This window comes from Nocardia sp. NPDC056564, assembly GCF_042793755.1.
Taxonomy (GTDB): domain Bacteria; phylum Actinomycetota; class Actinomycetes; order Mycobacteriales; family Mycobacteriaceae; genus Nocardia.
Map to the genome: position 1 here is coordinate 228,711 of NZ_JBHTUR010000011.1, position 22,858 is coordinate 251,568.

Annotated in this window: 25 protein-coding genes and 1 tRNA gene; 12 read left to right on the forward strand and 14 right to left on the reverse strand. The window is 67.1% G+C overall.

Annotated features, from left to right (window positions below):
- Nucleotides 1-60 precede the first annotated feature (60 nt).
- The gene (locus ACFQ9K_RS26550) at nt 61-606 is read left to right on the forward strand and encodes a hypothetical protein (RefSeq protein WP_378713834.1); all 546 of its coding nucleotides are present in this window, start codon (nt 61-63) and stop codon (nt 604-606) included.
- 12 nt (nt 607-618) lie between these two features.
- On the opposite strand, the gene ACFQ9K_RS26555 is transcribed toward ACFQ9K_RS26550, so the two are convergent.
- Complete coding sequence (locus ACFQ9K_RS26555; protein ID WP_378713832.1) at nt 619-1,953, reverse strand: aspartate aminotransferase family protein; 1,335 nt, start codon at nt 1,951-1,953, stop codon at nt 619-621.
- 86 nt (nt 1,954-2,039) lie between these two features.
- Here ACFQ9K_RS26555 and ACFQ9K_RS26560 point away from each other — a divergent pair, with 86 nt between their 5' ends.
- Nucleotides 2,040-2,951 carry a LysR family transcriptional regulator gene (locus ACFQ9K_RS26560; protein WP_378713831.1) on the forward strand — a complete coding sequence of 304 codons (912 nt, stop codon included), beginning with the start codon at nt 2,040-2,042 and terminating at the stop codon, nt 2,949-2,951.
- A 351-nt stretch (nt 2,952-3,302) separates the two neighbouring features.
- Nucleotides 3,303-4,034, forward strand: a complete 732-nt coding sequence (locus ACFQ9K_RS26565) for a C40 family peptidase (RefSeq protein WP_378713830.1) — start codon at nt 3,303-3,305, stop codon at nt 4,032-4,034.
- A gap of 23 nt (nt 4,035-4,057) precedes the next feature.
- Here the strand turns inward: ACFQ9K_RS26565 and ACFQ9K_RS26570 are convergent, their stop codons facing one another.
- The gene (locus ACFQ9K_RS26570; protein ID WP_378713829.1) at nt 4,058-4,219 is read right to left on the reverse strand and encodes a hypothetical protein; all 162 of its coding nucleotides are present in this window, start codon (nt 4,217-4,219) and stop codon (nt 4,058-4,060) included.
- A gap of 66 nt (nt 4,220-4,285) precedes the next feature.
- Between ACFQ9K_RS26570 and ACFQ9K_RS26575 the strand changes: the two genes are divergently transcribed.
- A complete protein-coding gene (locus ACFQ9K_RS26575) occupies nt 4,286-4,627 on the forward strand; it encodes a hypothetical protein (protein ID WP_378713828.1) in 342 nt (113 codons plus the stop codon).
- A 2-nt stretch (nt 4,628-4,629) separates the two neighbouring features.
- On the opposite strand, the gene ACFQ9K_RS26580 is transcribed toward ACFQ9K_RS26575, so the two are convergent.
- Nucleotides 4,630-5,373 carry a glutamine amidotransferase gene (locus ACFQ9K_RS26580; RefSeq protein WP_378713827.1) on the reverse strand — a complete coding sequence of 248 codons (744 nt, stop codon included), beginning with the start codon at nt 5,371-5,373 and terminating at the stop codon, nt 4,630-4,632.
- 268 nt (nt 5,374-5,641) lie between these two features.
- Nucleotides 5,642-6,568 (reverse strand): serine hydrolase, encoded by a 927-nt coding sequence (locus tag ACFQ9K_RS26585; protein ID WP_378713825.1) that lies wholly within the window; start codon nt 6,566-6,568, stop codon nt 5,642-5,644.
- 323 nt (nt 6,569-6,891) lie between these two features.
- Between ACFQ9K_RS26585 and ACFQ9K_RS26590 the strand changes: the two genes are divergently transcribed.
- Nucleotides 6,892-7,377, forward strand: a complete 486-nt coding sequence (locus ACFQ9K_RS26590; RefSeq protein ID WP_378983725.1) for a hypothetical protein — start codon at nt 6,892-6,894, stop codon at nt 7,375-7,377.
- A gap of 14 nt (nt 7,378-7,391) precedes the next feature.
- Here ACFQ9K_RS26590 and ACFQ9K_RS26595 read toward each other — a convergent pair whose 3' ends face one another.
- The 5 genes from ACFQ9K_RS26595 to ACFQ9K_RS26615 all read right to left on the reverse strand — a co-directional run bounded on the left by ACFQ9K_RS26595 (nt 7,392) and on the right by ACFQ9K_RS26615 (nt 13,397).
- Nucleotides 7,392-8,438 (reverse strand): ABC transporter ATP-binding protein, encoded by a 1,047-nt coding sequence (locus ACFQ9K_RS26595; RefSeq protein ID WP_378713822.1) that lies wholly within the window; start codon nt 8,436-8,438, stop codon nt 7,392-7,394.
- Nucleotides 8,435-9,514 carry an ABC transporter ATP-binding protein gene (locus ACFQ9K_RS26600; RefSeq protein ID WP_378713820.1) on the reverse strand — a complete coding sequence of 360 codons (1,080 nt, stop codon included), beginning with the start codon at nt 9,512-9,514 and terminating at the stop codon, nt 8,435-8,437. The genes ACFQ9K_RS26595 and ACFQ9K_RS26600 overlap by 4 nt, the downstream gene beginning before the upstream one ends.
- Nucleotides 9,511-10,491 carry an ABC transporter permease gene (locus ACFQ9K_RS26605; protein WP_378713818.1) on the reverse strand — a complete coding sequence of 327 codons (981 nt, stop codon included), beginning with the start codon at nt 10,489-10,491 and terminating at the stop codon, nt 9,511-9,513. Before ACFQ9K_RS26605 ends, ACFQ9K_RS26600 begins: the two co-directional genes overlap by 4 nt.
- A 77-nt stretch (nt 10,492-10,568) precedes the next feature.
- Nucleotides 10,569-12,344 carry an ABC transporter substrate-binding protein gene (locus ACFQ9K_RS26610; protein ID WP_378713816.1) on the reverse strand — a complete coding sequence of 592 codons (1,776 nt, stop codon included), beginning with the start codon at nt 12,342-12,344 and terminating at the stop codon, nt 10,569-10,571.
- 48 nt (nt 12,345-12,392) lie between these two features.
- Nucleotides 12,393-13,397 carry an ABC transporter permease gene (locus tag ACFQ9K_RS26615; protein WP_378713815.1) on the reverse strand — a complete coding sequence of 335 codons (1,005 nt, stop codon included), beginning with the start codon at nt 13,395-13,397 and terminating at the stop codon, nt 12,393-12,395.
- A 501-nt stretch (nt 13,398-13,898) separates the two neighbouring features.
- Here ACFQ9K_RS26615 and ACFQ9K_RS26620 point away from each other — a divergent pair.
- Both ACFQ9K_RS26620 and ACFQ9K_RS26625 read left to right on the forward strand, forming a co-directional pair.
- Nucleotides 13,899-14,672, forward strand: a complete 774-nt coding sequence (locus ACFQ9K_RS26620; protein ID WP_378713813.1) for an SDR family oxidoreductase — start codon at nt 13,899-13,901, stop codon at nt 14,670-14,672.
- A 44-nt stretch (nt 14,673-14,716) separates the two neighbouring features.
- A complete protein-coding gene (locus ACFQ9K_RS26625; RefSeq protein WP_378713812.1) occupies nt 14,717-15,460 on the forward strand; it encodes an SDR family oxidoreductase in 744 nt (247 codons plus the stop codon).
- A 3-nt stretch (nt 15,461-15,463) separates the two neighbouring features.
- On the opposite strand, the gene ACFQ9K_RS26630 is transcribed toward ACFQ9K_RS26625, so the two are convergent.
- Nucleotides 15,464-16,360 carry a LysR family transcriptional regulator gene (locus tag ACFQ9K_RS26630; RefSeq protein ID WP_378713810.1) on the reverse strand — a complete coding sequence of 299 codons (897 nt, stop codon included), beginning with the start codon at nt 16,358-16,360 and terminating at the stop codon, nt 15,464-15,466.
- A gap of 195 nt (nt 16,361-16,555) precedes the next feature.
- The gene (locus ACFQ9K_RS26635) at nt 16,556-17,026 is read right to left on the reverse strand and encodes an RDD family protein (protein WP_378713808.1); all 471 of its coding nucleotides are present in this window, start codon (nt 17,024-17,026) and stop codon (nt 16,556-16,558) included.
- Nucleotides 17,027-17,168: 142 nt separating this feature from the next.
- On the opposite strand from ACFQ9K_RS26635, the gene ACFQ9K_RS26640 reads away from it, so the two are divergent.
- Nucleotides 17,169-17,651 (forward strand): hypothetical protein, encoded by a 483-nt coding sequence (locus ACFQ9K_RS26640; RefSeq protein ID WP_378713806.1) that lies wholly within the window; start codon nt 17,169-17,171, stop codon nt 17,649-17,651.
- A gap of 51 nt (nt 17,652-17,702) precedes the next feature.
- Complete coding sequence (locus tag ACFQ9K_RS26645) at nt 17,703-18,155, forward strand: hypothetical protein (RefSeq protein ID WP_378713805.1); 453 nt, start codon at nt 17,703-17,705, stop codon at nt 18,153-18,155.
- Nucleotides 18,156-18,297: 142 nt separating this feature from the next.
- On the opposite strand, the gene ACFQ9K_RS26650 is transcribed toward ACFQ9K_RS26645, so the two are convergent.
- Entirely contained in the window at nt 18,298-19,272 is a 975-nt protein-coding gene (locus ACFQ9K_RS26650) for a hypothetical protein (protein ID WP_378713803.1), read from the reverse strand.
- Between ACFQ9K_RS26650 and ACFQ9K_RS26655 the strand changes: the two genes are divergently transcribed.
- From ACFQ9K_RS26655 to ACFQ9K_RS26665, 3 genes are all read left to right on the forward strand, one after another.
- Complete coding sequence (locus tag ACFQ9K_RS26655; RefSeq protein ID WP_378713801.1) at nt 19,237-20,184, forward strand: hypothetical protein; 948 nt, start codon at nt 19,237-19,239, stop codon at nt 20,182-20,184. The genes ACFQ9K_RS26650 and ACFQ9K_RS26655 overlap by 36 nt on opposite strands.
- A 454-nt stretch (nt 20,185-20,638) precedes the next feature.
- A complete protein-coding gene (locus ACFQ9K_RS26660) occupies nt 20,639-20,947 on the forward strand; it encodes a hypothetical protein (protein WP_378713800.1) in 309 nt (102 codons plus the stop codon).
- Between the two features lie 79 nt (nt 20,948-21,026).
- Nucleotides 21,027-21,515 carry a hypothetical protein gene (locus ACFQ9K_RS26665; RefSeq protein WP_378713798.1) on the forward strand — a complete coding sequence of 163 codons (489 nt, stop codon included), beginning with the start codon at nt 21,027-21,029 and terminating at the stop codon, nt 21,513-21,515.
- 96 nt (nt 21,516-21,611) lie between these two features.
- Here ACFQ9K_RS26665 and ACFQ9K_RS26670 read toward each other — a convergent pair.
- Both ACFQ9K_RS26670 and ACFQ9K_RS26675 read right to left on the reverse strand, forming a co-directional pair.
- A tRNA-Leu gene (locus ACFQ9K_RS26670) sits at nt 21,612-21,685 on the reverse strand.
- Nucleotides 21,686-21,848: 163 nt separating this feature from the next.
- Entirely contained in the window at nt 21,849-22,766 is a 918-nt protein-coding gene (locus ACFQ9K_RS26675; RefSeq protein WP_378713797.1) for a ribonuclease Z, read from the reverse strand.
- Nucleotides 22,767-22,858 lie beyond the last annotated feature (92 nt).

Genomic DNA, 22,858 nt, shown 5'->3' on the forward strand with positions numbered 1-22,858 from the left:
TTCGCATTACCGATCGGCGGCGAATCGCGCCGCCAGGTCGAGGACGAAAGAGAGAACTCGATGAACCCGGCAACGACGCCGAACACCCCTACCCTGCGCCGCGCCTCGATCGCGCTGCTCGCGGTCGCCACCCTGGCCGGCGGCCTCACCTTCGGTGCCGGCACCGCCGCGGCCCAGGCCCGGACCAGCGCGGCCGGCGCCGGCGCGCCCTGCCTGTGGGCAGGCACCGGCTATCCGCAGGGCGCGACCGTCGCCGCGGGCGGCCAGACCTTCCGTTGCGGCATCGACCGCGGCGCGGCGTCCTGGTCGCGCGGCCCGGCCGACGGGAAGTCGGTCGCCGTCCCCAACCCCGGCGCCTACGCCAATCCCACCGGCCTGTTCAGCGCGGGCGCCCGGCAACCCGGCACCGAGTACAACGACTACTGCGTCGGCAGCCAGCTCATCGAGGGCAACGAGGACATCTACCAGGTGGTCGCGACCCGCGACGGCAAGCTGCAATGGAAGGCGGCCGGACCGATCTCCCAGTGGGCCTTCGCCGCGGGCGACCCCCGCCCCGGACCGTCCACCCGGTCGGTGAGCCTCTGTATCGACGGCAACCTGACCTGACCCCGGCCGCCGTCACATCCGCGCGGCGGCGTCACCGATCGCCTCGTCGAGAATGGCCAGGCCGAGGGACAATTCGTGCTCGGTCGCGGTCAACGGCGGGGCGATCCGGAACACGCCACCCATACCGGGCAGCTGCACGATGTTCATGTGCAGGCCCAGCTCCAGGCAGCGGCGGGTGACCAGCGCGCCGAGCTCGTCCGACCCCTGCTTGGTCTCGCGGTCGACGACCAGTTCCAGCCCGGCGAGCAGCCCGCGACCACGGATGTCCCCGACGACGGTGTGCCGCTCGGCAATCCGCTCCAGCCCGGCCCGCAGGTACGCGCCGAGCTCGGCGGCGCGGACCTCGAGCCGATCGCGCACGAGCACGTCGAGCACGGTGTTGCCGACCGCGGCGACCAGCGGGTCGGCGACATGCGTGGTGAAGAACAGGAACCCGCGGTCGTGTGCCTCCTGCTCGATCTCCGCGCTGGTGAGCACGGCCGCGAGCGGCAGTCCGGCGCCGAGCGTCTTGGACAGGGTGAGAATGTCGGGCACGATGCCGTCGCGCTCGAACGCGTACCAGGATCCGGTGCGGCACAGGCCGGTCTGGGCCTCGTCGAGAATCAGCAGCATGCCGCGCTCGCGGCACTTGTCCCGCAGCGCGGCGAAGTAGCCGAGCGGCGGTTCGACCACGCCGCCGGAGCTGAGGATCGGCTCGACGATGCACGCGGCCAGGCTGCCCACCGACTGCGCGTCGATCAGGTCGAAGGCGAAGTCCAACTGCTTGCGCCAGTCGAGTTCGCCTGCGGCCGTAATGAAGTCGGGACGATAGGTGTGCGGCGCCGGGATCGCGAAGTTGCCGGGCGCGGCGGGCCCGTACCCCTTGCGGCCCGCGCTGTAGGTCGCGCTCGCCGCGGCCTGGGTCATGCCGTGCCAGGAGCGGGCGAACGAGACGATCTCGTGCTTGCCGGTGACCAGCTTGGCCATCCGGATCGCCGCCTCGTTCGACTCGGCGCCGGTGGTCAGCAGCAGCGCCTTGTCCAGCGGCGACGGCAAGGTGTCCGCCAGCCTGCGGGCGAGATCGACGACCGGGCGGCTGAGCATGCCGCTGAACAGGTGGTCGAGTTCGCCGACCTGACGCCGGACCGTCGCGACGATGTCGGGGTGCGAATGCCCGAGGATCGCGCTCATCTGCCCGGAGGTGAAATCCAGGATCTCCCTGCCGCTTTCGGTGTACAGGAAGCTGCCCGCGGCGCGCGCGATGATCTCGGGCGTGAAGCTGCCCGCGCCCGCGTAGCGCACGAGGTGCCGGTCGGCGTCGGCCCAGAAGTCGTCGGTGGACTGCGGTGTGAAGGTGGGGGAAGCCATAGTCCGACGGTAAGGGCGGTGCCAGCGACACGTCCATCTCACAATTCCGGCTGTGCTGTTCGGCCCAGCCGTACAACAATCGAGGCATGCTGAACCCATGGCGGCTGCGGCTGCTCAGCCAGCTCGACTCCCTCGGCACCGTCCGCGCGGTCGCGCAGGCGGCCGACCTCAGCGCGTCCAGCGTGTCCCAGCAGCTGGCCGTGCTGGAGGCGGAGACTCACACGCAGTTGCTGGAACGCACCGGCCGCCGGGTCCGGCTCACCCCCGCCGGGCTGATCCTGGCCCGCCGGGCCAGGGCGATCCTCGATCACATGGCAACCGTCGAGGCGGAGCTACGCAGCCTGGGCGGCGAACCGGCAGGCCTGGTCCGGCTCGGCGCGTTTCAGAGCGCCATCCACTCGCTGTGCGTGCCCGCGGTGACCCGGCTCGCGCGGAGTCATCCGCACCTCGACATCACGCTGCACGAGCTGGAACCGCACGAGAGCATGCGCGCGCTGCGCGCCGGTGACGCCGACATCATCATCACCACAACGGATTTCGTCGCGCAGCCGCTCGGCCCGGACATCGATATCGTGCCGCTGGCCACCGATCCGATCGTGCTGGTGCTGCCGCCGGGACAGGCCGCGCGCGGACCGGCCGACCTGGCCGCGTACGCCGACGAGCCGTGGGCCTTCGACACACCGAAGTCCTATATGGCGGGCCTGGCCACCCGACTCTGCCGTGAATCGGGCTTCGAGCCGCGGATCGTCTGCCGGTTCAGCAACTATCTGATGGCGCTGCAACATGTCGAGGCCGGGCTGTCGATCACGCTGCTGCCCGGCCTCGCCATCGATCCGCGCTATCACGTCGCGACCAGGGAACTCGCGAGCCCGGTTACCCGGACCATCACGGCGGTAATCCGGCGCGGGACGCCCCCGCGCCCGGCCGTCAATGTAGTGCTCGACGCACTGCGCAGACACGGCGACTTGCCGGGCGCGACCGGCCCGATCGGCGGTTGAAAACACCCGATCGAAAACCGGGAAGCTCGCCGACGAACAGTAATTAGCCCACCATACGGCTCACCGACACGGGAATTCACCCCGGACCGACCGTCGCGTTACCCCAGCTAGAAGGCGTTTTTCAATAGACAATAAACTATAGTTACCATTTCGTTATTGCTCTATCGTGTGTCGGAAATTTGTTCGAACCCCGATGTGTCGAAAGATGGGAAATCGGATCCGCTTGGACTGACAGATCACCGTGATGTTCTCGAATCTTATTCGGAGACTTTGGTGAAGTCCGGTGCGCCACAGGCATGGCGCCGCATGGCCGAGCCAAGGCCTTCGAAATGACCATCGGAGGACTTGATCATGGCATCGAATACCGACGACGACGTCCGAAGTACCCGCTCGCTGCGCCGGGTGTTCTGGTGGACACTGGCCGCGGGCGCAGCATTGTCCGGCGCACTCCTGTTCTCCGCCGCGGAAGCCTCGGCGCAGACGGTGACCATTCCCGGCGTCGGAGCTGTCGAGGTTCCGAACGAAATCTCGGTTCCCCCAGGCATTCCCGGCCTTCAGGTCTCGAGTCCCGCACCGGAGAGCGCGCCGTCCGCTGCTCCCGCTACGACCGAGTTCTCCGCCTTCGGAATACCGTTCACACTTCCCGACATTCCGGGTGTCGAATTCTCCGGCCTCGCCGGGCTTCCCGGCGTCACCGCGCCCAATTCCGTTCAGCCCCAGGTCGCACCGATGAAGACGACCGGCGAGGTCGCCGTCGAAGCGGCCAGGGCCAAGATCGGCTCGGACTACCGTGCCGACTCCGCGGGTCCGGACGCGTTCGATTGCTCGGGCCTGGTCCAGTGGTCCTACCGGCAGGCCGGCGTCGCGGTGCCGCGCACCAGCTACGACCAACTCGCCACCGGAACCCCGGTGACTCGGGACGATCTGCGCCCCGGCGATGTGGTGTCGTTCTACGGCGGCGGGCACTCCGCGCTCTACGCGGGCAACGGCAAGGTCATCCACGCCTCGACCTACGGCACCGGTGTCGTGGAGTCACCGATGTCGTCGATGCCCTACGCGGGAGCCTGCCGGTTCCAGCGCTGACGCCGACGGCCGAACCCGGCGACCTACTTCTGCGTCGATTCGTCCGCGGGCGCGGCCGGAGCGATCCGGACCACGCCGGCATCCAGGTCGAGCGCGAGCCGGGGGCTGTGTTCCTGCCCGTCGCTGTCCTCGCTGCCCTCGTCGGTCAGCTTCTTGCCCGGAAACAATTCGCCCATGACGCCCATGCACCCCACGATAGCCCCGACATCGGGGAATGCCCGAAATGTTCCGATCCGCTCTACGCTGGCCGCATGTCTGTTCGTCGCCTGGTGGCCGTGTCCGTGATCTGCGCCTGCGCCGCGCTCGGGGTGTCGGCGTGCACCGTGGAGGGGGCGGGGACCAAGACCGAGTGCGCGGTGAGCGGCTGCACGGTGACCTTCGATCGCGGGGTGAACGCCAAGGCCGGTGTGCTCGGGGTGGATGTGGAACTGGTTGCGGTGAAAGGTAATACGGTCACGCTGAAGGTGGGCGGCCAACAGATCAGCGTGCCGGCCGGGGACAGTCGGCCCGCCGACGGGCTCAATGTCACGGTGCAGGAGGTGACCAGCGACAAAGTCGTGGTCAAGCTCTCCACCGGGATCACCACGAGCTGACCCTAGTCGGTACCGCGGTGGTATCTGGCGATGAACCGGCGCAGGATCTCCTTGGGCGCGGTGATCGATTCCCGATGCCCCAGCTCGGTGAGGTAGTCGGCCTCCTCGGGATCGAAATACCCGGCGTGCCGGTAGGTTTCGATGCGCAGCGCGAGGCCGTCGCCGTCGAGCTCCGGATGGAACTGGGTGGCGTAGATGTGCCCGCCGACGCGAATCATCTGCACCGGACAGTCCGCGGAGGTGCCGAGCAGCACCGCGTTCGGCGGAACCTCCTGGCACGCCTCCTTGTGCCCGACGAAGGCCCGGAAGGTCTGCGGGAGGCCCTGGCACAGCGGATCGTCGCCCGCGTGCTCGGTCAATTCGATGGTCTGCGCGCTCGGTGATTCGCCGAAGCGCTCGTCGCTCACCGTTCCGCCGAGCACATCCGCCAGAATGCTCAATCCGTAGCACGCCCCCAGATACGGAAAGTCCCGGCCGACGATCTCGACCAGCAGTTTCTTCAACCCGGGCTCGAATCGCTGCTGATAGTCGTATTTCTCGGCGTCCGGATTGCCGACATTGCTCGGCCCGCCGCCGACGATCACCGCCGAGTAATCGTCGAGCACCAGATCGGGCAGCCCCCGATCCATCTGCACCCGCACCACGTCACCGGCCGCGAGCTCGCCCGCGCGCAGGACGGCCTGATACTCGTCGTCCGCGGCGGGGCGCTCGGGTCGCAGCTGGAGCAGCAGGCAGGGCTTGGGCATGCCTCCGATTGTGCAAGATCGGTGCCGCGGAACGGGGCTGGTGCGGACAACTCGCGTGTTCATTTTCCGGATGCCGATGCGATCGAGCCGGTCCGCCGGGATCGGCGAAGAATTGTCGGTCGTTCGAATGACAGTCATCCGACCGATACCCGATCACGATCACGACTGTCAGGCTCGTCGGCATACGACGAAGAGTCGGACCCGACTGAGGCCGAGCACAGAGGGGTTGATCGGCCATCAGTTCGGCAAGCCGGCGCCCGGCCCGGACTCAGCCCGGCTCGCCGACCAGGCCACGCAGCACATCGATGCCGGCGGTCAGCGCGGAACCTCCGGTGGCCCAGTCTGTTCCGGCGGGCTGCGACGACAATACGACGACCGCGTACGACAGTTGCCGGGTCGAGGCCGGGCCGACCAGACCGGTGGTGTCCAGCGTCGTGGAGGTGTCGAGGGACATCCAGCCCTGTTTCACCGCCCAGCCGACACCGGTCAATCCGTCCGGAATGCCGAAGTACTGATCGGTGCCGTCCGCCGAGATCTCGCTGGTACCGCGCAGTGCGTCGATGACGAGGGAGCGGGACGGCTCGGGCACGGCGGTGGCAAGGAACCGGTAGACGGCGACCACATCCCGTGCGGTGGTCAGGGTCTCGCCCCATTGCTCGGGGTCCGCGGGCGGCCGGGTTGCGGTCAGGCCGATCGCATCGATCATCCGGCGGACGATCGGGTCACCGCCGTTCTCGTCCCACAGCTCGTCGGCGATGTTGTCGTCGCTGGCCGCGAGCATCGTGCCGATTCGCGCCGCGGTGTCCGAATCCGGTTGCCAGCCCTGCTGTTGCAGTGCGTCGAGAGCGATCAGCAGCTTGACCACCGACGCGGTGTAGAACTGCTGATCGGAATTCAAGCCGGCCAGGGTGGTCCCGGAGTCGAGGTCGACCACATCGATGCCGACCTGGGTCCCCGGCGAGACGGCCTGGATCGCCGCCTGCATCCGCTGCGCCAGCAGGGTGGGCGACCCGGCCGCGCGCAGCGGGTGCGGAACGGGCGTCCCGCGCACCGGTGTCAGGGCGGTCGTCGGCGGCGCGACAAAGTCCTGGTCATGCGGGCCCGCCGCGGCCAGCGGACTCGCCACCAGCGCCGATATCGCCGCCGCCGCCACGCATCCGGCGGCCGCCGCCCCCCGCCCCCATCTCGATCCCATACCTATTTGAACCATGCCAGGCTGGTGAAACCTCGAGGGGTACTTGGCAATTGGCTGTGACCCCCGCCCCAATCGCCATCGGGACGGCCGCGCCGCCTCAGGGTCGAGGCCCGACGGGTATCGGGGTGGGTCCACCCAAAGGATGACACGGGTCGAGACCGCGGGCCGATGCCCACCGAGGGGGCGCCCGCGCAGAATCGCTAGGGCGGTTGGCGATCACAAGCATTCTGTAGGGAAACTGCTAGCCGCGCAGGATTTGATGCACAGGTGCAGTTGGCGGGGCTCCTGCGCAACCGATGTGAGATCTTGATCTACCTGGTGAAATGGAGAAGACAGTGCCCGCGACGTTCCAGAGTTCCAGCACCTCTACCGCAGCTGACGCAGTGGAGGACTACCGCAGCCGCGGCTGGACCGTCGCCGAAACGGCCAATGGCGCGTGCCTGATCACCGACGAGCACGTGGCCGCCGTCGAACTCACCGGCCCGCTCGCCACCGAGGTCCGCCGCTTCCTGCGCGCCAACAAGCTCTCCGGCCCGGTCATCGAGATCCCCGGCGCCGAGCGCCGCGAGATCCACCTGGTGGTCGGCGTCGCCAAGGCCGCGCTGGCCATCGAGGCCCTGCGCGGCGCGGGCGCGACCGTGCACACTGACGGCGCCAGCATCCCGCTCCCGCCGACCCGGCTGACTCGCGGCTGCGCCGAGTGGGCCATCTTCCCCGCCGAGGCACGCTGGATTCCGCCGGTGGTCGCCATCGCGGCCGCGGTGCACGCTGCCGCCCCGGCCCGCCGCCTCGCCGAAATCGCCTGCTAGCCGGACCATCCCGGTCAGGCGACCACGTGCCGCGGCTCCGGGAAGTGGCAGGCGGCCAGGTGGCTCCCAGCGGACGTGCCCAGGGGGATCAGGGGCGGTTCTTGCTCGGCGCAGATGCCCTCGGCCTTCCAGCAGCGGGTGCGGAAGCGACAGCCGGACGGCGGATTGATGGGTGACGGGACGTCGCCGGTGAGGCGGATCCGCTCCCGCTGCTTGGCGCTGTCCGGGTCGGCCTCCGGCACCGAGGACAGCAGCGCCTGGGTGTACGGGTGCTGCGGACGGCCGTAAAGGTCGGCGCGATCGGCGATTTCGACGATCTTGCCCAGATACATCACCGCGATGCGCTCGCTGAAGTGCCGCACCACGGCCAGGTCGTGCGCGATGAACACGAAGGCGATGCCCAGCTCACGCTGGAGGCGCTGCAACAGGTTGACCACCTGCGCCTGGATGGACACGTCCAGCGCGGATACCGGTTCGTCGGCCACGATCAGCTTGGGGTCGAGGGCCAGCGCACGGGCGATGCCGATGCGCTGGCGTTGGCCGCCGGAGAACTCGTGCGGAAAACGATTGAAGTGCTCGGGATTCAGGCCCACCGTCGCCAGCAGTTCGCGCACCCGGTTGCGCCGGCCACCGGGCGGGTCGATGCCGTTGATCTCCATCGGCGCGGCGATGATCCGGCCGACGGTCTGCCGCGGATTCAGCGAGGAGTACGGATCCTGGAAGATCATCTGGATCTCCGGGCGGATGGGCGCCAGCTCGCGACGGCTCCGGTGGGTGATGTCCTGACCGTTGTAGGTGATCGTGCCCGCCGTCGGCTCCAACAGCCGGGCCAGCATCCGTCCGGTGGTCGACTTGCCACAACCGGATTCACCGACCAGCCCGAAGGTTTCACCCGCGGACACGCTCAGGTCGATGCCGTCCACCGCGCGGACGACCTCGGTTTTGCGTGCGATCAGGAATCCGGAACGGACCGGGAAATGCATCTGTAGTCCGGTCGCGGTCAGCAGCGGTCCGCTCGCGGCGGGGCGCGAGTTCGGCAGGTGCAGAGTCTGTTCGGTCATGATGCCTTCCCGATGCCGAGCGTCGGCTGGACCGTGTCGACGAAGATGCGATCGGCGGCTTCGGTGGTGAGATGGCAGGCCGCCCCGCGTCCCGTCGCCGAACCGAGTTCCGGTCGCTCGGTGGTGCAGCGCGCGTCCGGCACGCGGTCCACGTAATCGCATCGAGGATGGAACGGGCAGCCGGACGGCACGTCGATCAGGCTCGGCGGCGTGCCGCGCACCGGGGTCAGCGGCGTGTCCACATCCCCGCCCAGGTGCGGGATCGAGGACAGCAGCCCCCAGCTGTACGGATGGCGTGGCCGTTTCAGCACCTCGCGCACCGTGCCGCGCTCCACGCACCGGCCCGCGTACATCACCAGCACGTCGTCGGCCATCTGCGCGACCACGCCCATGTCGTGGGTGATCAGGATGATCGCGGTATCGAACTCGGACTGCAACTCGCGCAGCAGGTCCAGGATCTGCGCCTGCACGGTGACGTCGAGCGCGGTGGTCGGCTCGTCCGCGATCAGCAGGTCCGGGTCGCAGCAGAGCGCGATCGCGATCATCACCCGCTGCCGCATGCCGCCGGAGAACTGGTGCGGGTACTCGTCCACCCGGCGCTGCGGCTGCGGGATGCCGACCTTGGTCAGCATCTCGACGGCTCGCGCCCGCGCTTGCTTGCGGCTCGCGCCGGTGTGCTTGCGGTAGGTCTCCATGATCTGGTCGCCGACCGTGTAGTACGGCGACAGCGCGGTCAACGGATCCTGGAAGATCATCGAGATCCGCTTGCCCCGGAACTGCCGCATGGTGCGTTCGTCCGCGCCCGCCAATTCCGTTCCCTCGAACCGGATCTGGCCGCCGATCCGCGCCTGCTTGCGGTTGTGCAGGCCGAGGATGGCCATGCTCGACACGCTCTTGCCCGAACCGGATTCGCCGACGATGCCGAGCGTCTTGCCCCTGGCCAGATCGAACGACAGCCCGTCGACCGCCTTGACCGTGCCGTCCTCGGTGCGGAAGTGCACCAGTAGATCTCGCACCGAGAGAATGGCGTCTTGGCTGGACATGGCACGCTCCAGGTTCGCATCGGGCGGGGTCATCCGAGCCGCACCCTCGGGTCGATGAACGCGTACACCACGTCCACCACGATGTTGGCCACCACCACGGCGGCCGCGGCCAGCAGCACCACGGCCATCATCACCGGCAGGTCCGAGTCCTGGACCGAGTTGACCGCCAACTGGCCGATGCCGGGCAGATTGAACACGGTCTCGGTGACCAGGGCCCCGCCGAGCAGCACGGCGATGTCCAGGCCGAGCAGCGTGGCGATCGGGCTCAGGGTGCCGCGGAACGCGTGCTTCAGATAGATGTTCCCGTTGCCCATGCCCTTGGCGCGCACGGTGCGGATGTAGTCCTCATTGAGCACCTCCACCATCGAGGAGCGGGTGAACCGTGCGTAGGCCGCGGCGGTGATGATGGCCAGGCAGATCCACGGCAGCAGCAGTCCGGTCGCCCATTTCCCCGGGTTGCTGAAGAACGAGGTGTAGCTGGGCACATTCATCAGGTGCGTCGAATACACGACGAGGAACAGCAGGAACGGGCCGAGCACGAAGATCTGCTGCGCGCCGCCGAGCACCGCGAAACCCATGGCCGCCTTGTCCGCGACCTTCCCCTGGCGCAGCGCGGCCAGCAGGCCGAGACCGATGCCGACCAGCAGGAACAGCACCACCGCGCCGATGGTCAGCGAGAACGTGACCGGGATGCGGTCCAGGATGGTGTCGAGCACCGGCCGGTGGTTGTGGAACGAATAGCCCAGACACGGTGCGGAGCAATAGGTATCGGCGATGGTGCGGCCGGTGAAGATCCCGCCGAGGTAGTCGAGGAACTGCTTCCAGATCGGCTGGTCGACGCCCAATTGGTGTGCGACAGCGGCGATCAGCTCCGGTGAACAGCTCTTTCCGCAGGCCAGTCTGGCGACGTTGTTGCCGGGGGCCACGTAGAACAGCACGAAGGTGATCGCGCAGATGATCAGCAGGATCAGGATGCCGCCGAGGATCCGGCGGGTGAGGAAGGCCAGCATGCGGAGATCGCTCTCTGGAGGAGGTGGCGGCCGAGCCGGGTGACGGGCTGTTCGTCACCCGGCTCGACAGACCTGCGCTACTTCTTGATGTAGGTGTTGAACAGGTCGATGGTGGCGCTGAGCATGTCCATCCGCGCGCCGCCGACCTTCGAGCCGTACATCACCTGTTTGCGCGTGTACACCAACGGGATCGCGGCCGCGTAGTCCTTCTGGATCATCTGGTCCAGCGGCATGTATCCGGCGCCCTGGGCGTTGATGTCCTGGATGGCCTGGACGCGGTTGATCTCGTCGTCCACGTGCTTCTCCTTGAGCTGGGCGTAGTTGTTGCCCTCGTCGCGGACCGCGCCGCCGTAGTACACCGCGCTGTACACGGTCCGGTTGGTCGGCCAGTCCGGGCTCCACTGGTTCCAGATCAGGTCGAACGGATTGTCCAGGCGCCCGACGGCGTCATAGAAACCCTTGGTCGGCACCGGATTCAGGTTGACCTTGAAGCCGGCCGCCTCGAACGCGCGCTTGATCGGGACGCCCCACCGGTCGGCGGTCGGGGTGGAGTCCCAGGCCACATTGACCTCGTAGCCGAGTTTGCCTGCGTCGGTGAGGATCTGCTTCGCCTTCTGCGGGTCGCCGTTGTCGCCGACGCCGTACGGGTTGGGCTGCTCCGCGAAGCCGAGCGAGGAGCGCGGGCTGAGCGTGTCGGCGATATTGCCGAAGAACGGGCCGCCCTGCGTGGTGACGACGTCCTGCTTCGGGAAGGCGGTCGCGATGGCCCTGCGTACCTGTACGTCGGTGACCCTGGCGGTGTTGATCGCGAAGACCTGCACGCCATTGGTCTCGTTGTCCAGGACGCGTTGCTTCAGGTTCGGGTCCTGCAGGATGGCCTGGACCTGGTCGCTGTCCACGCCGCTGTAATACGAGGCGGCATTCGGGTCGGTGTCGGCCTTGAGCTGGTCGGTCTGCTGCTTGGCCATCACGCCGAACTGGAAGTGGATCTGGTCCAGGTACTGGTGCCGGACCGGGTCGGTCTTCGGATCCCAGTTGGGGTTCTTCACCAGGGTCAGCGACTTGTCGACGTCGTGTGTGCCGATCTTGTACGGGCCGGTGGCCATCTCGCCTAATCCGTTGGCGTCCAGGTCATCCGGCTTCGCATCGCGGTCCTTGCGCACCGGCACGGTCTGGCCCATCGAGGCGGCCATCGGGAAGTCCGACTCCGGCTCGGCCAGATGGAAGATGATGGTCTTGTCGTCCGGCGTCTCGATCTTGTCCGGACCGAGCTCCTTGCCGCCGGTGAACGGACCGGGATAGACGGAGTTGAAGTCGTCCTTGCCCGCGAGCCAGAGCTGAACCCATTTGGGCCCGGTGGCGAACTTCGTGTCGAAGCTGCGCTCGACGCCGTACTTGATGTCCTGGGACCGGATCGGCGAACCGTCGGCGTACTTCACCCCGTCCTTCAGGGTGTACTTCCACGTCTTACCGCCGTCGGAGGCCTCGCCGGTATTGGTGGCCAGATCGCCGACCAGCGCCATGGTGCCGTCGTCGTGCTGATCGAACACGGTGAGCCTGCGGTTGATCAGGCGGAACGCTTCGTCGTCCGGGGCGGTGTAGACCTTGGCCGGGTCGTAGTGCGGAAAGTCGGTGCGCCACAGCAGGTTCAGCGAGCCGCCCGGCTGGGCGCCGGGCACCTCGGCCGCCGGGCCGCTGGACCGTTTGCCCTCCGCGTCGAGGGTGAGCTTGCTCTGGTTGGCCTTCGGCTGGTCGCCACTGCCGACGTTGGTGCCGCCGGCCGAACAGCCCGCCGTCACCAGGGCCAGCGCCGCGGCCACCGCGCCCGCCTGCGCGATATGCGATCTTCTCATTCCAGTTCCTGCCTCCTCTTACCGCCGAAAAGCCCGGCGACCCAACGGTTATCGGCTTCCCTTCGGGTCAAGGGCGTCGCGCACCGAGTCCCCGAGCAAGTTGAACGCGAGCACGAACAGGACCATCCCGATGCCGGGGAAGACCAGATAGGTGATGTCGGAGGAGATCAGGCCGGAGCCGTTCTGCACCATCACGCCCCAGTCGGGCGTCGGCTCCTTGATGCCGACGCCGAGGAAGGACAGCGCCGCCTCCGCCGTGACGTAGGCGGGCAGGTCCAGCGTCGCCAGCACCAGGATCGGGGTCCACAGATTCGGCAGCAGTTCGCGGAAGATGATCCGCCGGGGACCGGCCCCGGTCACCTTGGCCGCTTCGACGAACTCGAGCTCGCGCAGCGAGAACACCTGTCCGCGCAGCAGTCTGGCGTTGCGGGTCCAGCCGAAGAAGGTCAGCAGCCCGATCATGCTGGCCGCCCGCACCCAGGGCGGAACCTCCTGTCCGGTCGCCTGATAGCCGGCCCAGGCGACCGGCATGAAGGCGAGGATGAACAGGGTGGACGGGAACGACAGCAGGGTGTCGGTGATCCGGCTGATGAGGTAATCGGTCCGGCCGCCGACGTATCCGGCGGTGACGCCGAGGACGGCGCCGATGATCGTCGTCAGCAGCACCACGGCCACCGCGATCAGCAGCGAGGTGTGAATTCCGTAGACCAGCACGATGAGTACGTCGCGGCCGGTGTGCGGCTCGATGCCGAACCAGAATTGGCTGTCGATGCCGCCGTTGGGTTTGATCGGGAAGCCGGTGTCGGTGAGTAATCCATTGGCGGTGGTGGCATACGGGGTGTAAGGATCTTTGCCGTAGAGCCAGGAGATCAGCGGTGCGCCGATGCCGACGGCGAAGAACAGCACAACGATAATGCCGGCGACTACGCCGGTTTTGTCCCTTTTGAACCGAAGCCAGGCGAGCTGGCCGGGGGAACGGCCGAGGGGCGCGGTGCCGGCCACCTCGACGGTGGCCGCGACATCCGGTGGAAGCTCGTCCGCGCGCAGGGCCACTGGTCCCCCTAGATCACTTGGTAAGAATGGGCGAAAGGTACGGCGCGCGAGCATTCAGCGTCAACCCCCACTCACGTTTACTGAGCAAGATGTACACATAAATCGGACAGTGCCTCGCGAATAGTGCACTGTTGCATCAGTTTTTGTTGCCGAGACCCGGCGAGAGCACCTGCTCAGCAGTCCTCGGTACCCGAAAACAGCTGAACCTCAACGGATGTCGACGGCGAGTGAGTTTCATTGCCCGGCCGGTCAACTGGGGAATTCCCCAGTTCGGCGGGTTGCGCGGCGCGGGTGGATGTGCTCTCGCCCGAGCGCACGGGTCCGCGCCTGGTCCCGCGGCGGGGCGATCGGCCGGGAGCTGACGGAATAGGTGTTTCCTATGGCGCCTACTGGATATTCGTCTTTGCTCCGGTTCTTTTGCCGACGTAGCGTGAAAACAGTTCGAGGAAGCCAATTACTTTCCGTCGAGTCGACGGATAAATCAATCGAAAGGATCGTGGTATGACCACGTTTGGCAGCGGAGCGGAAACCCGCGAACTCAAAGGAAAGCGGGCGCTGGTCACCGGCGGTTCGCGCGGAATCGGCGCGGCCATTGTGCGGCAGTTCTTGAATGCGGGCGCCGAGGTATTGACCACCGCACGATCGGCGACGAGCACGGTGCCGGAGGGCGCCACCTTCGTGGCCGCCGATGTACGAACGAAAGCTGGAGCGGAATCGCTCGCCGCGGCCGCACAGGAGGTGCTCGGTGGCGTGGATATCCTGGTGCACAACGTGGGCGGGGCGCGACCGCACCGCAGCGCGCTGGCCATTCCGGACGAGGAGTGGCAGGACGCGCTGGACCTGAATCTCCTTGCGTCCGTTCGGCTGGACTCGCTGCTGGTGCCGGGGATGCGGGAGCGGGGTTCGGGAATGATCGTGCACATCTCCTCGGCTGCGGTGCCGACAGCCGCGCCGCCGTTCCTGCACTACGTGGCGGCGAAGGCGGCGCTGGAGGCGTACAGCCGGGGACTGGCGCTGGAGCTGGCGCCGTCCGGAATCCGGGTCAACACCGTGTCTCCGGGCAAGACCGCCACCCCCGGCGGCGAAGAGACACGGGAGCTTTGGGCACTGCTGGACGAGACGTCGACCCCATCCCCCGGCAGCACCACGCCGCTGGGGCGCGACGGCAGGCCCGACGACATCGCCGACGCGGTGCTGTTCCTCGTCTCCGACCGGGCGAGCTGGCTCACCGGGAGCAATATCTTCGTCGACGGTGGCGAATTCCCCAGGGGCTGAAGGCATTCCAACGATCCGAAGCTTGTGAGAAAGGGAATTCCGGTATGGGTGCATACGGCGACAAGAATGTAGTGATCACGGGCGGCGGCAGCGGCATCGGATTCGGGATGGCGAAACTGCTGGCGGACGGCGGGGCGCGGGTAATGATCACCGGCCGTTCGCAATCCGCGCTCGACGCCGCGCGCGAGCGACTCGGACAGAATGTGGTAACCGTCCGTAGCGATGTGGCCGTGCTGTCCGACCTGGATGTGCTGGCCGACCGGGTGCGGGACGAATTCGGCACGCTCGACGGTCTTTTCGTGAACGCCGGGATCACCCGCACCATGCCCTTCGCGTCGACCTCGGAGACGGAGTACGACGAACTGTTCGCGATCAACGTCAAGGGCGCGTTCTTCACCGTGCAGAAACTCGCGCCCGTGCTGAGCCAGGGCGCCGGTGTCGTCCTCACCACCTCGGTCGCGAACGTCATGGGCATGGCGGAGGCGGGCGTCTACTCCGCGGGCAAGGCGGCGCTGCGCTCGATGACCCGCAGCCTCGCCCGCGAGCTGCTCGCGCAGGGAGTCCGGGTCAACGCGGTGAGCCCGGGCCCGGTGGACACGGGGACGCTGGAGAACACGATGACCGCGGCGGCAGCCGCGCAATTCAAGGCGGACCGGGTCGCCGAGAATCCCCTGCGGCGTTTCGGCACTCCGGCCGAGATCGCTACGGCGGCAGCATTTCTCGCCTTCGACGCGACATACACCACCGGCGCGGAGTTGGTTGTGGACGGCGGCGCGACCCAGCTCTGAACGTCAGGACACCTGGACCAGGGCGGCGGGCTCGGGCCAGGTCTCCTGGCGCAGGAGCTCGAGCAGAGCCCGCTCCGCCGGGCCCGCGTTGTCCCGGACGACGGCGATCACGGGCTGGGACACGACCGGGAACACCGGGCGCGCGAGGTGCTCATGACCGGGCGGCACCGCGGAGGCCGGAATGAGCGTGACTCCCAGCCCGTGCGCGGCCCAGCGGGCGGCGGTCGCGGTTTGGGACACCCGGGCGACGGTCGTCGGGGTCAGCTCGTTCCGCCGCAGCACGTCCACCAGCACGGCGTCGAGCGCGCTGTCCCGGTCGAACCGCACCCACGGTTCCCCGTCCAGTTCGCGCAGCTCGACCCGGTCCGCGGCGAGCAGGCGATGCCCGGCGCTGAGCATCACCACGAATTCCTCCTCGCCGAGCCGGTGCGCGCTGGCCGGGGTACGGTCGCAGGCCGCCATGAACGCGAGGTCCAGCAGGCCCTGACGGCACAACCGGTCCAGCTCGGCCGAACTCGCCTCCTCGAAAACCGTGACCTCGAGGCGCGGATAGCGGCGGCGCAACGCCCCCAGCGCGCCCGGCAGCTGGCGCGTGCCCAACCCCATCTGCACCGCGATCACCACCTCCCCCACCAGCTCCTCCGCCCCGGCCCGCGCCGTCGCCCGCGCCCGCCGCGACGCATTCACCGCGACCTCGGCCTCGCGCAGAAACGCCCGCCCGACCACCGTCGGCACCAGCCCGCTCGGCGTGCGCGCGAACAGTTGCACCCCGAGTTCCCGCTCCAGGGTGCGAATCTGCTGTGACAACGACGGCTGCGCCACGTGCAACCGCTCCGCGGCCGCCGTCACCGACCCCTCCTCGGCCACCGCCAAGGCGTATTCGAACTGACGCAGGCTCATCGAATCCCGTCCCGCGGTGGACCAGCGCCCACCCCGTTGCCATCGCAAGTATCAACAAGCGTTACAACGTGCCGGGCGAGGCGTTTAGTCCGGGCGCCCTGCCCGTTGGTCGCTCACCGGTGTGCGGTGCGGATCTGGTCGACGGACTCGGCGACAGCGTGCCGGGCGCGGGCGGTTCGCCACCGTCACCCTGGGCTAGAACGGCCGGAGTGCGCGCCTGCGCACGGTGCGCAGGCCGCACGCTTGTCCGACGCTCGCACCCTCCAGCAAGAACTGGAACACGATCACCACATAGCCGAACAACCATCGGCCCACCGTCTGCCACACGCGCGGGCGGCGGCCGTCCTTCCAGCGCAGCACCCGCATGCCGAACAGCAGCTTGGCCACACTGCCACGGAAGATCAGCGTGCCGAACACGTGATTGACGAACGACACCGCGAACAGGCAGGGCAGGAACACCGGCGCGAACTCGGCGATGCCGGCCTCGGCGTGAAAAACCCGCACCGCCAACGCGAGAGCGATGAAGAAGGCCAGCAACCCGTCGAGCATCGCGGCCAAGGCGAGCCGATTCTCCCCCGCCTCCTCCGGCACCCACACATCCGCCGGACGCGATCGCCGGGCACGACCCGAAGTAGCCGTTGCGGGATCCACGTAAGGTGCGCTCACGGACCACATTGTGCACACCACCACCCCACTTGCCCAGCACCGAAAATTAGGGGGTTGGGGAATTGATTGCGTTTGGCATACCCGGCCTCCCGATACCGGAGTTCACCTTCGGCTTTCGCCGACCGATGTGATGATTGCGAGCATGGGACCCGCGCGTGTGGCCTGGTTGGTGTTGTCCGGAGCGACCATCGCGTGGGGGGTATTCGTCGCTTCGGAACCGCTATACCAGATCTCCTCGTGTGAGGTCGTGCGGATGGACACCGTATGCGGCAGCTCGATATTCGCTCGCCATGGAGTTGGGCTCGTACTTCTGCTTGCGGTGCCGGTATTGCTGTGTGCGCTGGCCGCGCTGCGCGTCACTCATGGCCTGTCGTGGGTGGTCGCAGGCGTTCTGATGATCGGTGCGCTCACGGCGTCGGCTGCGGCCGACACCGTGTTCGCCGCCTTCGCGTATTACCTGCCGATCGGCGTAGTCGCGATACTCGTCGCGGGATTTCAGGCCTGGCACAACCGGCGAAACAGGGTTGCCGCCGCAAGGATCACTACCGCACCCGATGCTTACCTTCGCCAGGCCCGTCGCGCTGGTGGAAATGAGGGGTCGCCGAACAGGCGGTCACCTGTATAGTTCGGATCGACTCCACACGGGGGAATCCATTGCTAGAGAGAGTAATTCAACGTGCGTAAATCCAACAGGGCGGCGGCCACCACCGTGGCGGCACTCAGTGCGCTGGCCGCGGCGGTCGCGTTCGCCGCGCCGCAGGCGGGGGCGACCGTCACGAGCGTCCATGTCGACAAGGGACAGAGCTTCGGCAGCTCGGCCGATGCCCGCGGCACCGGCTGCTCCTACCCGATCGTCGTGAACACGGATCCGGGCAAGAAGGTGGTCGTGCTCGACCAGATCGGCGACGACCCGAATACCGCGGACTACAAGCAATTCCAGCCGTATGAACTGGTGGCGGATGCGTCCGGGGCGGCGCGCTCCACCTGGACCCCCGATCGCAAGGGCCCGCACAAGATCGTGGTCCTCGAGCTCCGCGCCGACGAAGACTACGACGTCTACAGCCCCCGCACCGCGCTGAACATCGGAACCGGCATCAACCTCGGCCCGGCCTGCGTCGTCCTGCCCTGAGTAACTGCCGCAGACCGGGTGTCCATCGGCTCCATGCTGAGTGCCATCCGGTCTGTGGCGTCTACGGCCGCCGCCCTATCGTCCGCCTGGCGGCCGGACAATCTTGCGGGTCTGTTCCCGAGCGGGCTACTGATTTGCAGATTCAGCCACGGCACCAATCCCATGGCATTCCTTGGTATCCGGGCTCGACAAGGCAGACCCGGGCGCGGGCGGTCGGGATGAGGGTGCAGGTGTCGCCGGAACCGGTGCAGCCGGTCCAGGACAGCGCCCCCTGGTAGGTCACGAATTCTCCTCGTTGCGCGGTGAGGGTTACTCGGGTGCCCGGTCGGTAGTTCAGGGTGCAGTTCGTTGCGGAGACCGGACTGCACGTGACTCCGGGTGGGTTCGCGCGGACGGTGTAGCCGCCGGGTACGAAGATCGACAAGGTCACCGTGCTGTGCGAAGAGGACCAGTTCAGCTTGTCGAAGACGTCCGGGAATAGCTTGGGGCCGATAGTGGCGACGAGGATCAGCACGAAGATTCCCTTGAGTCCGTCGAGTATCCAGTCGACAACTTTGCTTGGCTTCGGCGGTGGGTCATCGGTGCTCTTCACCGCGGCGCCGGCCAGGACGACGCCGGCAGCAACTCCACCGTCGCGTTTCCCGGTTCGATCGCGCTCCTCTTCTTCATCGAGGACTCGGCGAATAGTCTCCGGTAGCAACTCGTTCAGCTCCGGCGCAATGAGGATCGGAATGAGCACCGGGCTGTAATGCACGACGAGCCGAGCCCGCTGCTTATCGCAGGTGCCGCAGTTGTCGCATTTCCGGCAGGTGCCGAGATGGCGAAGGATGCGTTGACGCAGAATACGGGTGAACTGCTCGTCGCTCTTGCCGTCCCAACCGGAGCGGTCCAGAATTCCGGCGAGTTGAATGCATTGCGGCCGACCGTGTTTGGCGAGGATCAGCGCGCCGAATCCCTCGTCCACCCGAATCTTGTTCTCGTAAGCGAACTTATAGGCATTCTTCGTACTGACGGACAGCGCGGTGGCCAACGCCTTTCCGTGTAGTTCGCGACGAATGTTGAACTGGTAGATCCGGCGTTGATGATGCGTGAAGGTCGTAGCGACGATGTCGAGCATGCGGTTGACCTCGTCCGTGCGGCGCAGCCGGTCCGCCTCGTCGTCGTCGGCCACCAGCGGTTTCAACGGCAGTGGGCCGGTGCTCGCTCGCCTTCGCCGGTCCTCGCGGCAGCGATTTCGCACGATCCCGCACAGCCACGCCCGCAGTTTCTCGGGTTCTCGCGGGTTCTCCCCACCGACCAGTTCCCGCGTGGCGACCTCGACGGCGTTCTGGACGATGTCCGTGACCCGGCCCCGGTCCGGGATGTCCAGCTGGTACACGCAAACAGTCGCCATGACCTTCTGGTAGCGGCGCACGATCTCCCCCAGCGCCGCTTCGCGTTCGGCGCGGTCGATCGGATGCCGGACTCGTTCCACCAGCCCGGCGTCCGGCAACCGGGTCCAGCTGTCGTCATCGGTCACCGGGCACATCCCCTTGGCATTCCTGAGAATTATCTAAGAATCCAACCGACTTCGGGGGAGATTTCGGCCATCCCGGTCCCAAGCCTTCACGACCACGAGCCCGAGGAGGCCGACCATGAACGACAACAACTTTCGAGCGCCGAGGCAGTGATCACCATGGCGAACTCGAGAATCCCTGCCTGCGCGTCCGTCGCCGCCCTGACCGCCGTCACCCATCACCTGCCCACGCTGGCCATCGGCGCCATCACGCTCATCCTCACCATGCTGATCCCCGTCGCCCCACAGATCCTCAACGAAATGTTCTGGCTCCGAGCGCTGAACCGCCCCGAGCGAAACCTGCGCCAGATCCTCGTTCACGCCTCGATCCCCGACGCGGAACCCCCGATGCGGATGCTGCGCCGCGCGCGAGGCGATGTATTGCGCGCGCGAGCGGAGCGTCCTCAGTCTCCGCTGAACCACAGGTACCGCGCCGCCGGATCGCGGATTCGGCGGCGTCGCGCAATACCGTGAACAGTTCGCGCTCACTGTCGTTGCCTGGCACGAAGGAGGCGGCACCACCGAGTTCTGAGGGTGCGGGGCCTGGCCACCTCTTCGGCCGCAAGTCTCGTCGCCGGGATGGTGGCCGCGTTGACCCGCCGTACGGTCTTGGTGTCGCTGTCGACGGCGAACCAGAACAGTGGGTCTTCTTCTGCACACGGTGAGATGAGGGTTGCTGCGACTGCTATTGCGAATGTGTCGGTGAGGGGAGTTACCGTCTGACGGGTGTCAGTGAATATTGATGTCGCGTTCTCCGTTCGGGGGTTACGGGACGAGCGTGAACGGGCGGGGGTGGCTGCGGTACTCACCGATGTGCTCGACAGCGAGCGGTTGACCTTGGACGTCTTCATGACGTTCGGCGCGAGGCCGTCGGCCCATGGAGTGATGTGCTGCCACCGAAGCTCCGGTCGCGCACAGGAACCTGGACGTGAACGTAGGTGGTCGAGAGTTCACGACCCTCACCCATGACCACTTGCGTTACTGGCTGACCAAGCTGCCGTACGTGAGCGGTGGGTCGTTCATGACCGTGGCGCGCGCCGGTCAGGACGGCTTTATCCAGACTTATCGCAACCACGCGACCGAATACCTGCTCGAGGTGAGCACGGGAGCGGAAGACGGGACATACCTGGAGACCACGGTGGACAACCTCGACCGGGTTGCCCAGTTGATCTGGGACTGGCTGGAGAACGATCGGGTTCGCCTCGAAGCGATCGACTGGAACCATCGATCGTTCTAGCGACCGCGACATAACTGTCCCTCCAGACTGGCGGGTTCAGGATCTTGAACAGCACGGTCGCTGACATCCGCGTGTGCCGATGTGCGAGCCGTCGGGCTCAGCGGCCCATTCCTGCAGGAGGATTGACCAGATGCCGAACTGGCCGACGCTCGACCCGATCGAACAGCATGCCAAGCTCACCGAGATCACGAGCGAGGTGCTCCCCACCCTGCCGATCGGTTGGACTCGGCTTGTAGTGCGCGCCAGGATGATCGGGACGCATGCGGAATCCGATACCGGAGTGCGAATGCCCGACGGCACGATACATGCCTGGTCCTTCCCGCCTGATGTCTGGCGGAAGTTTCAGCAACTGCGGAAAGGGATGTACGTTCAGGGACTCGGATCATGGATCGAGTTCGAATACATTCTGAATCCGCCCGACCGCTTCACCATCCGATACAACCGAGATAAGCCACCGGCCTTTTCGACCCGGCCGACAGCTGAGCACTTCGGTACCGAGAACAAGTGGTTTCCGCGATCGGACCAGGAGATGCCGGAGTGGTTCCGCCAGGGGCTGAGCCCGGCCTAGCCCGAGCGGCTAGCCGAGACGGACATCGCGCTGCCGGACGCCGACAACAGACCGACCTGATCATCGACCTGACATGCCTGTTGTAGACGCTGTCTGTGCCCCCAGTCGGACTCGAACCGACACTCGATGGATTTTAAGTCCACTGCCTCTGCCAATTGGGCTATGGGGGCGTCCGGGACAGCGTACCGAGTCGTACGGGTGTACCGGAATTCCGACTGTTCAAGCTGTGCAACGTGTCGGCGTCCTCCTGGGAAATGTCGGGCAGTTGACCAAAGCGGGGTGGTGGAGCGGGGCGGTGCGGGCCGGGGGCGGGCGTGTCTGGTTCGGTGCGGGTTATCGTCTGGGCGGCAGCGGGATTCGGGCGAGATCGGTGGCGACGTGGATGGTGCCGGTGAAGTGTTCGCGCGCCTCGGCGAGGTGCGCGGACAGGTCGCGGTAGCGCTGGGAGAAGTGGGTGAGAACGAGGGTGCGGGTGCCCGCGCCGGCGGCGACCCGAGCGGCTTGACCCGCCGTGAGGTGGCCGTATTCGGCGGCGAGGTGGGCGTCGACGTCGAGGAAGGTGGCCTCGATGACCAGCATGTCGGTGTCGGCGGCGAGTTCGTGCACGCCGTCGCAGAGGCGGGTGTCCATCACGAAGGCGAGGCTCTGGCCGGGGCGCGGTTCGCTGACCTCTTCGAGAGTGACTGTGCGTCCGGAGATCTGGAGCCGGCCCGCGTGCTGTAGTCGGCTGATGGCCGGTCCGCGCACGCCGAGGGACCGCAGCCGGTCGGGCAGGATGCGCCGGCCGGGCGGTTCGGTGAGCCGGTAGCCGAAGGTGTCGACGGGGTGGGCGAGGGGAACGGCCGACATCTCGAACGGTGCGCCGGGAAACTCCACCGGACCCGGCCGGTCGATGGGTCGCGGACGCAGCTCAGCACGCCGGTAATAGGACGTGGCGTTGACCAGCCGGTCGTAATACTCGGCACCCGAGGCCGGAAAGCACACGTCGACCGCGTGCGGCACCCGGTCGAGATTGATCCGCTGCACCACACCGGCCAGCCCGAGGCTGTGGTCGCCGTGGAAATGGGTGATCGCGATCCGGGTGATGTCGGTGGCCGACACCCCGGCGTAGGTCATCTGCCGCTGCGTCCCCTCCCCCGGATCGAACAGCACTCCCTCGTCGTCCCAGCGCAGCAGGTATCCATTGTGATTGCGCTGCTTGGTGGGTACCTGACTGGCAGTTCCGAGGACAACGAGCTCCCGCTGCGACACTAGCGCCACGCTACTCTCGCGCCGCTAGCCCACCCGATGGCCGAGCGATCCGGCAATGCGGGAGCGGCACACCCCGACGAGGACTTCACGCA

Bases quoted from the DNA above. Each gene is read 5' to 3' on its own strand.
- ACFQ9K_RS26550 (WP_378713834.1), top strand. From the start codon at position 61: ATGAACCCGGCAACGACGCCGAACACCCCTACCCTGCGCCGCGCCTCG.
- ACFQ9K_RS26555 (WP_378713832.1), bottom strand. From the start codon at position 1,953: ATGGCTTCCCCCACCTTCACACCGCAGTCCACCGACGACTTCTGGGCC.
- ACFQ9K_RS26560 (WP_378713831.1), top strand. From the start codon at position 2,040: ATGCTGAACCCATGGCGGCTGCGGCTGCTCAGCCAGCTCGACTCCCTC.
- ACFQ9K_RS26565 (WP_378713830.1), top strand. From the start codon at position 3,303: ATGGCATCGAATACCGACGACGACGTCCGAAGTACCCGCTCGCTGCGC.
- ACFQ9K_RS26570 (WP_378713829.1), bottom strand. From the start codon at position 4,219: ATGGGCGTCATGGGCGAATTGTTTCCGGGCAAGAAGCTGACCGACGAG.
- ACFQ9K_RS26575 (WP_378713828.1), top strand. From the start codon at position 4,286: ATGTCTGTTCGTCGCCTGGTGGCCGTGTCCGTGATCTGCGCCTGCGCC.
- ACFQ9K_RS26580 (WP_378713827.1), bottom strand. From the start codon at position 5,373: ATGCCCAAGCCCTGCCTGCTGCTCCAGCTGCGACCCGAGCGCCCCGCC.
- ACFQ9K_RS26585 (WP_378713825.1), bottom strand. From the start codon at position 6,568: ATGGGATCGAGATGGGGGCGGGGGGCGGCGGCCGCCGGATGCGTGGCG.
- ACFQ9K_RS26590 (WP_378983725.1), top strand. From the start codon at position 6,892: ATGGAGAAGACAGTGCCCGCGACGTTCCAGAGTTCCAGCACCTCTACC.
- ACFQ9K_RS26595 (WP_378713822.1), bottom strand. From the start codon at position 8,438: ATGACCGAACAGACTCTGCACCTGCCGAACTCGCGCCCCGCCGCGAGC.
- ACFQ9K_RS26600 (WP_378713820.1), bottom strand. From the start codon at position 9,514: ATGACCCCGCCCGATGCGAACCTGGAGCGTGCCATGTCCAGCCAAGAC.
- ACFQ9K_RS26605 (WP_378713818.1), bottom strand. From the start codon at position 10,491: ATGCTGGCCTTCCTCACCCGCCGGATCCTCGGCGGCATCCTGATCCTG.
- ACFQ9K_RS26610 (WP_378713816.1), bottom strand. From the start codon at position 12,344: ATGAGAAGATCGCATATCGCGCAGGCGGGCGCGGTGGCCGCGGCGCTG.
- ACFQ9K_RS26620 (WP_378713813.1), top strand. From the start codon at position 13,899: ATGACCACGTTTGGCAGCGGAGCGGAAACCCGCGAACTCAAAGGAAAG.
- ACFQ9K_RS26625 (WP_378713812.1), top strand. From the start codon at position 14,717: ATGGGTGCATACGGCGACAAGAATGTAGTGATCACGGGCGGCGGCAGC.
- ACFQ9K_RS26630 (WP_378713810.1), bottom strand. From the start codon at position 16,360: ATGAGCCTGCGTCAGTTCGAATACGCCTTGGCGGTGGCCGAGGAGGGG.
- ACFQ9K_RS26640 (WP_378713806.1), top strand. From the start codon at position 17,169: ATGGGACCCGCGCGTGTGGCCTGGTTGGTGTTGTCCGGAGCGACCATC.
- ACFQ9K_RS26655 (WP_378713801.1), top strand. From the start codon at position 19,237: ATGATGCGTGAAGGTCGTAGCGACGATGTCGAGCATGCGGTTGACCTC.
- ACFQ9K_RS26650 (WP_378713803.1), bottom strand. From the start codon at position 19,272: ATGCTCGACATCGTCGCTACGACCTTCACGCATCATCAACGCCGGATC.
- ACFQ9K_RS26665 (WP_378713798.1), top strand. From the start codon at position 21,027: ATGTGCGAGCCGTCGGGCTCAGCGGCCCATTCCTGCAGGAGGATTGAC.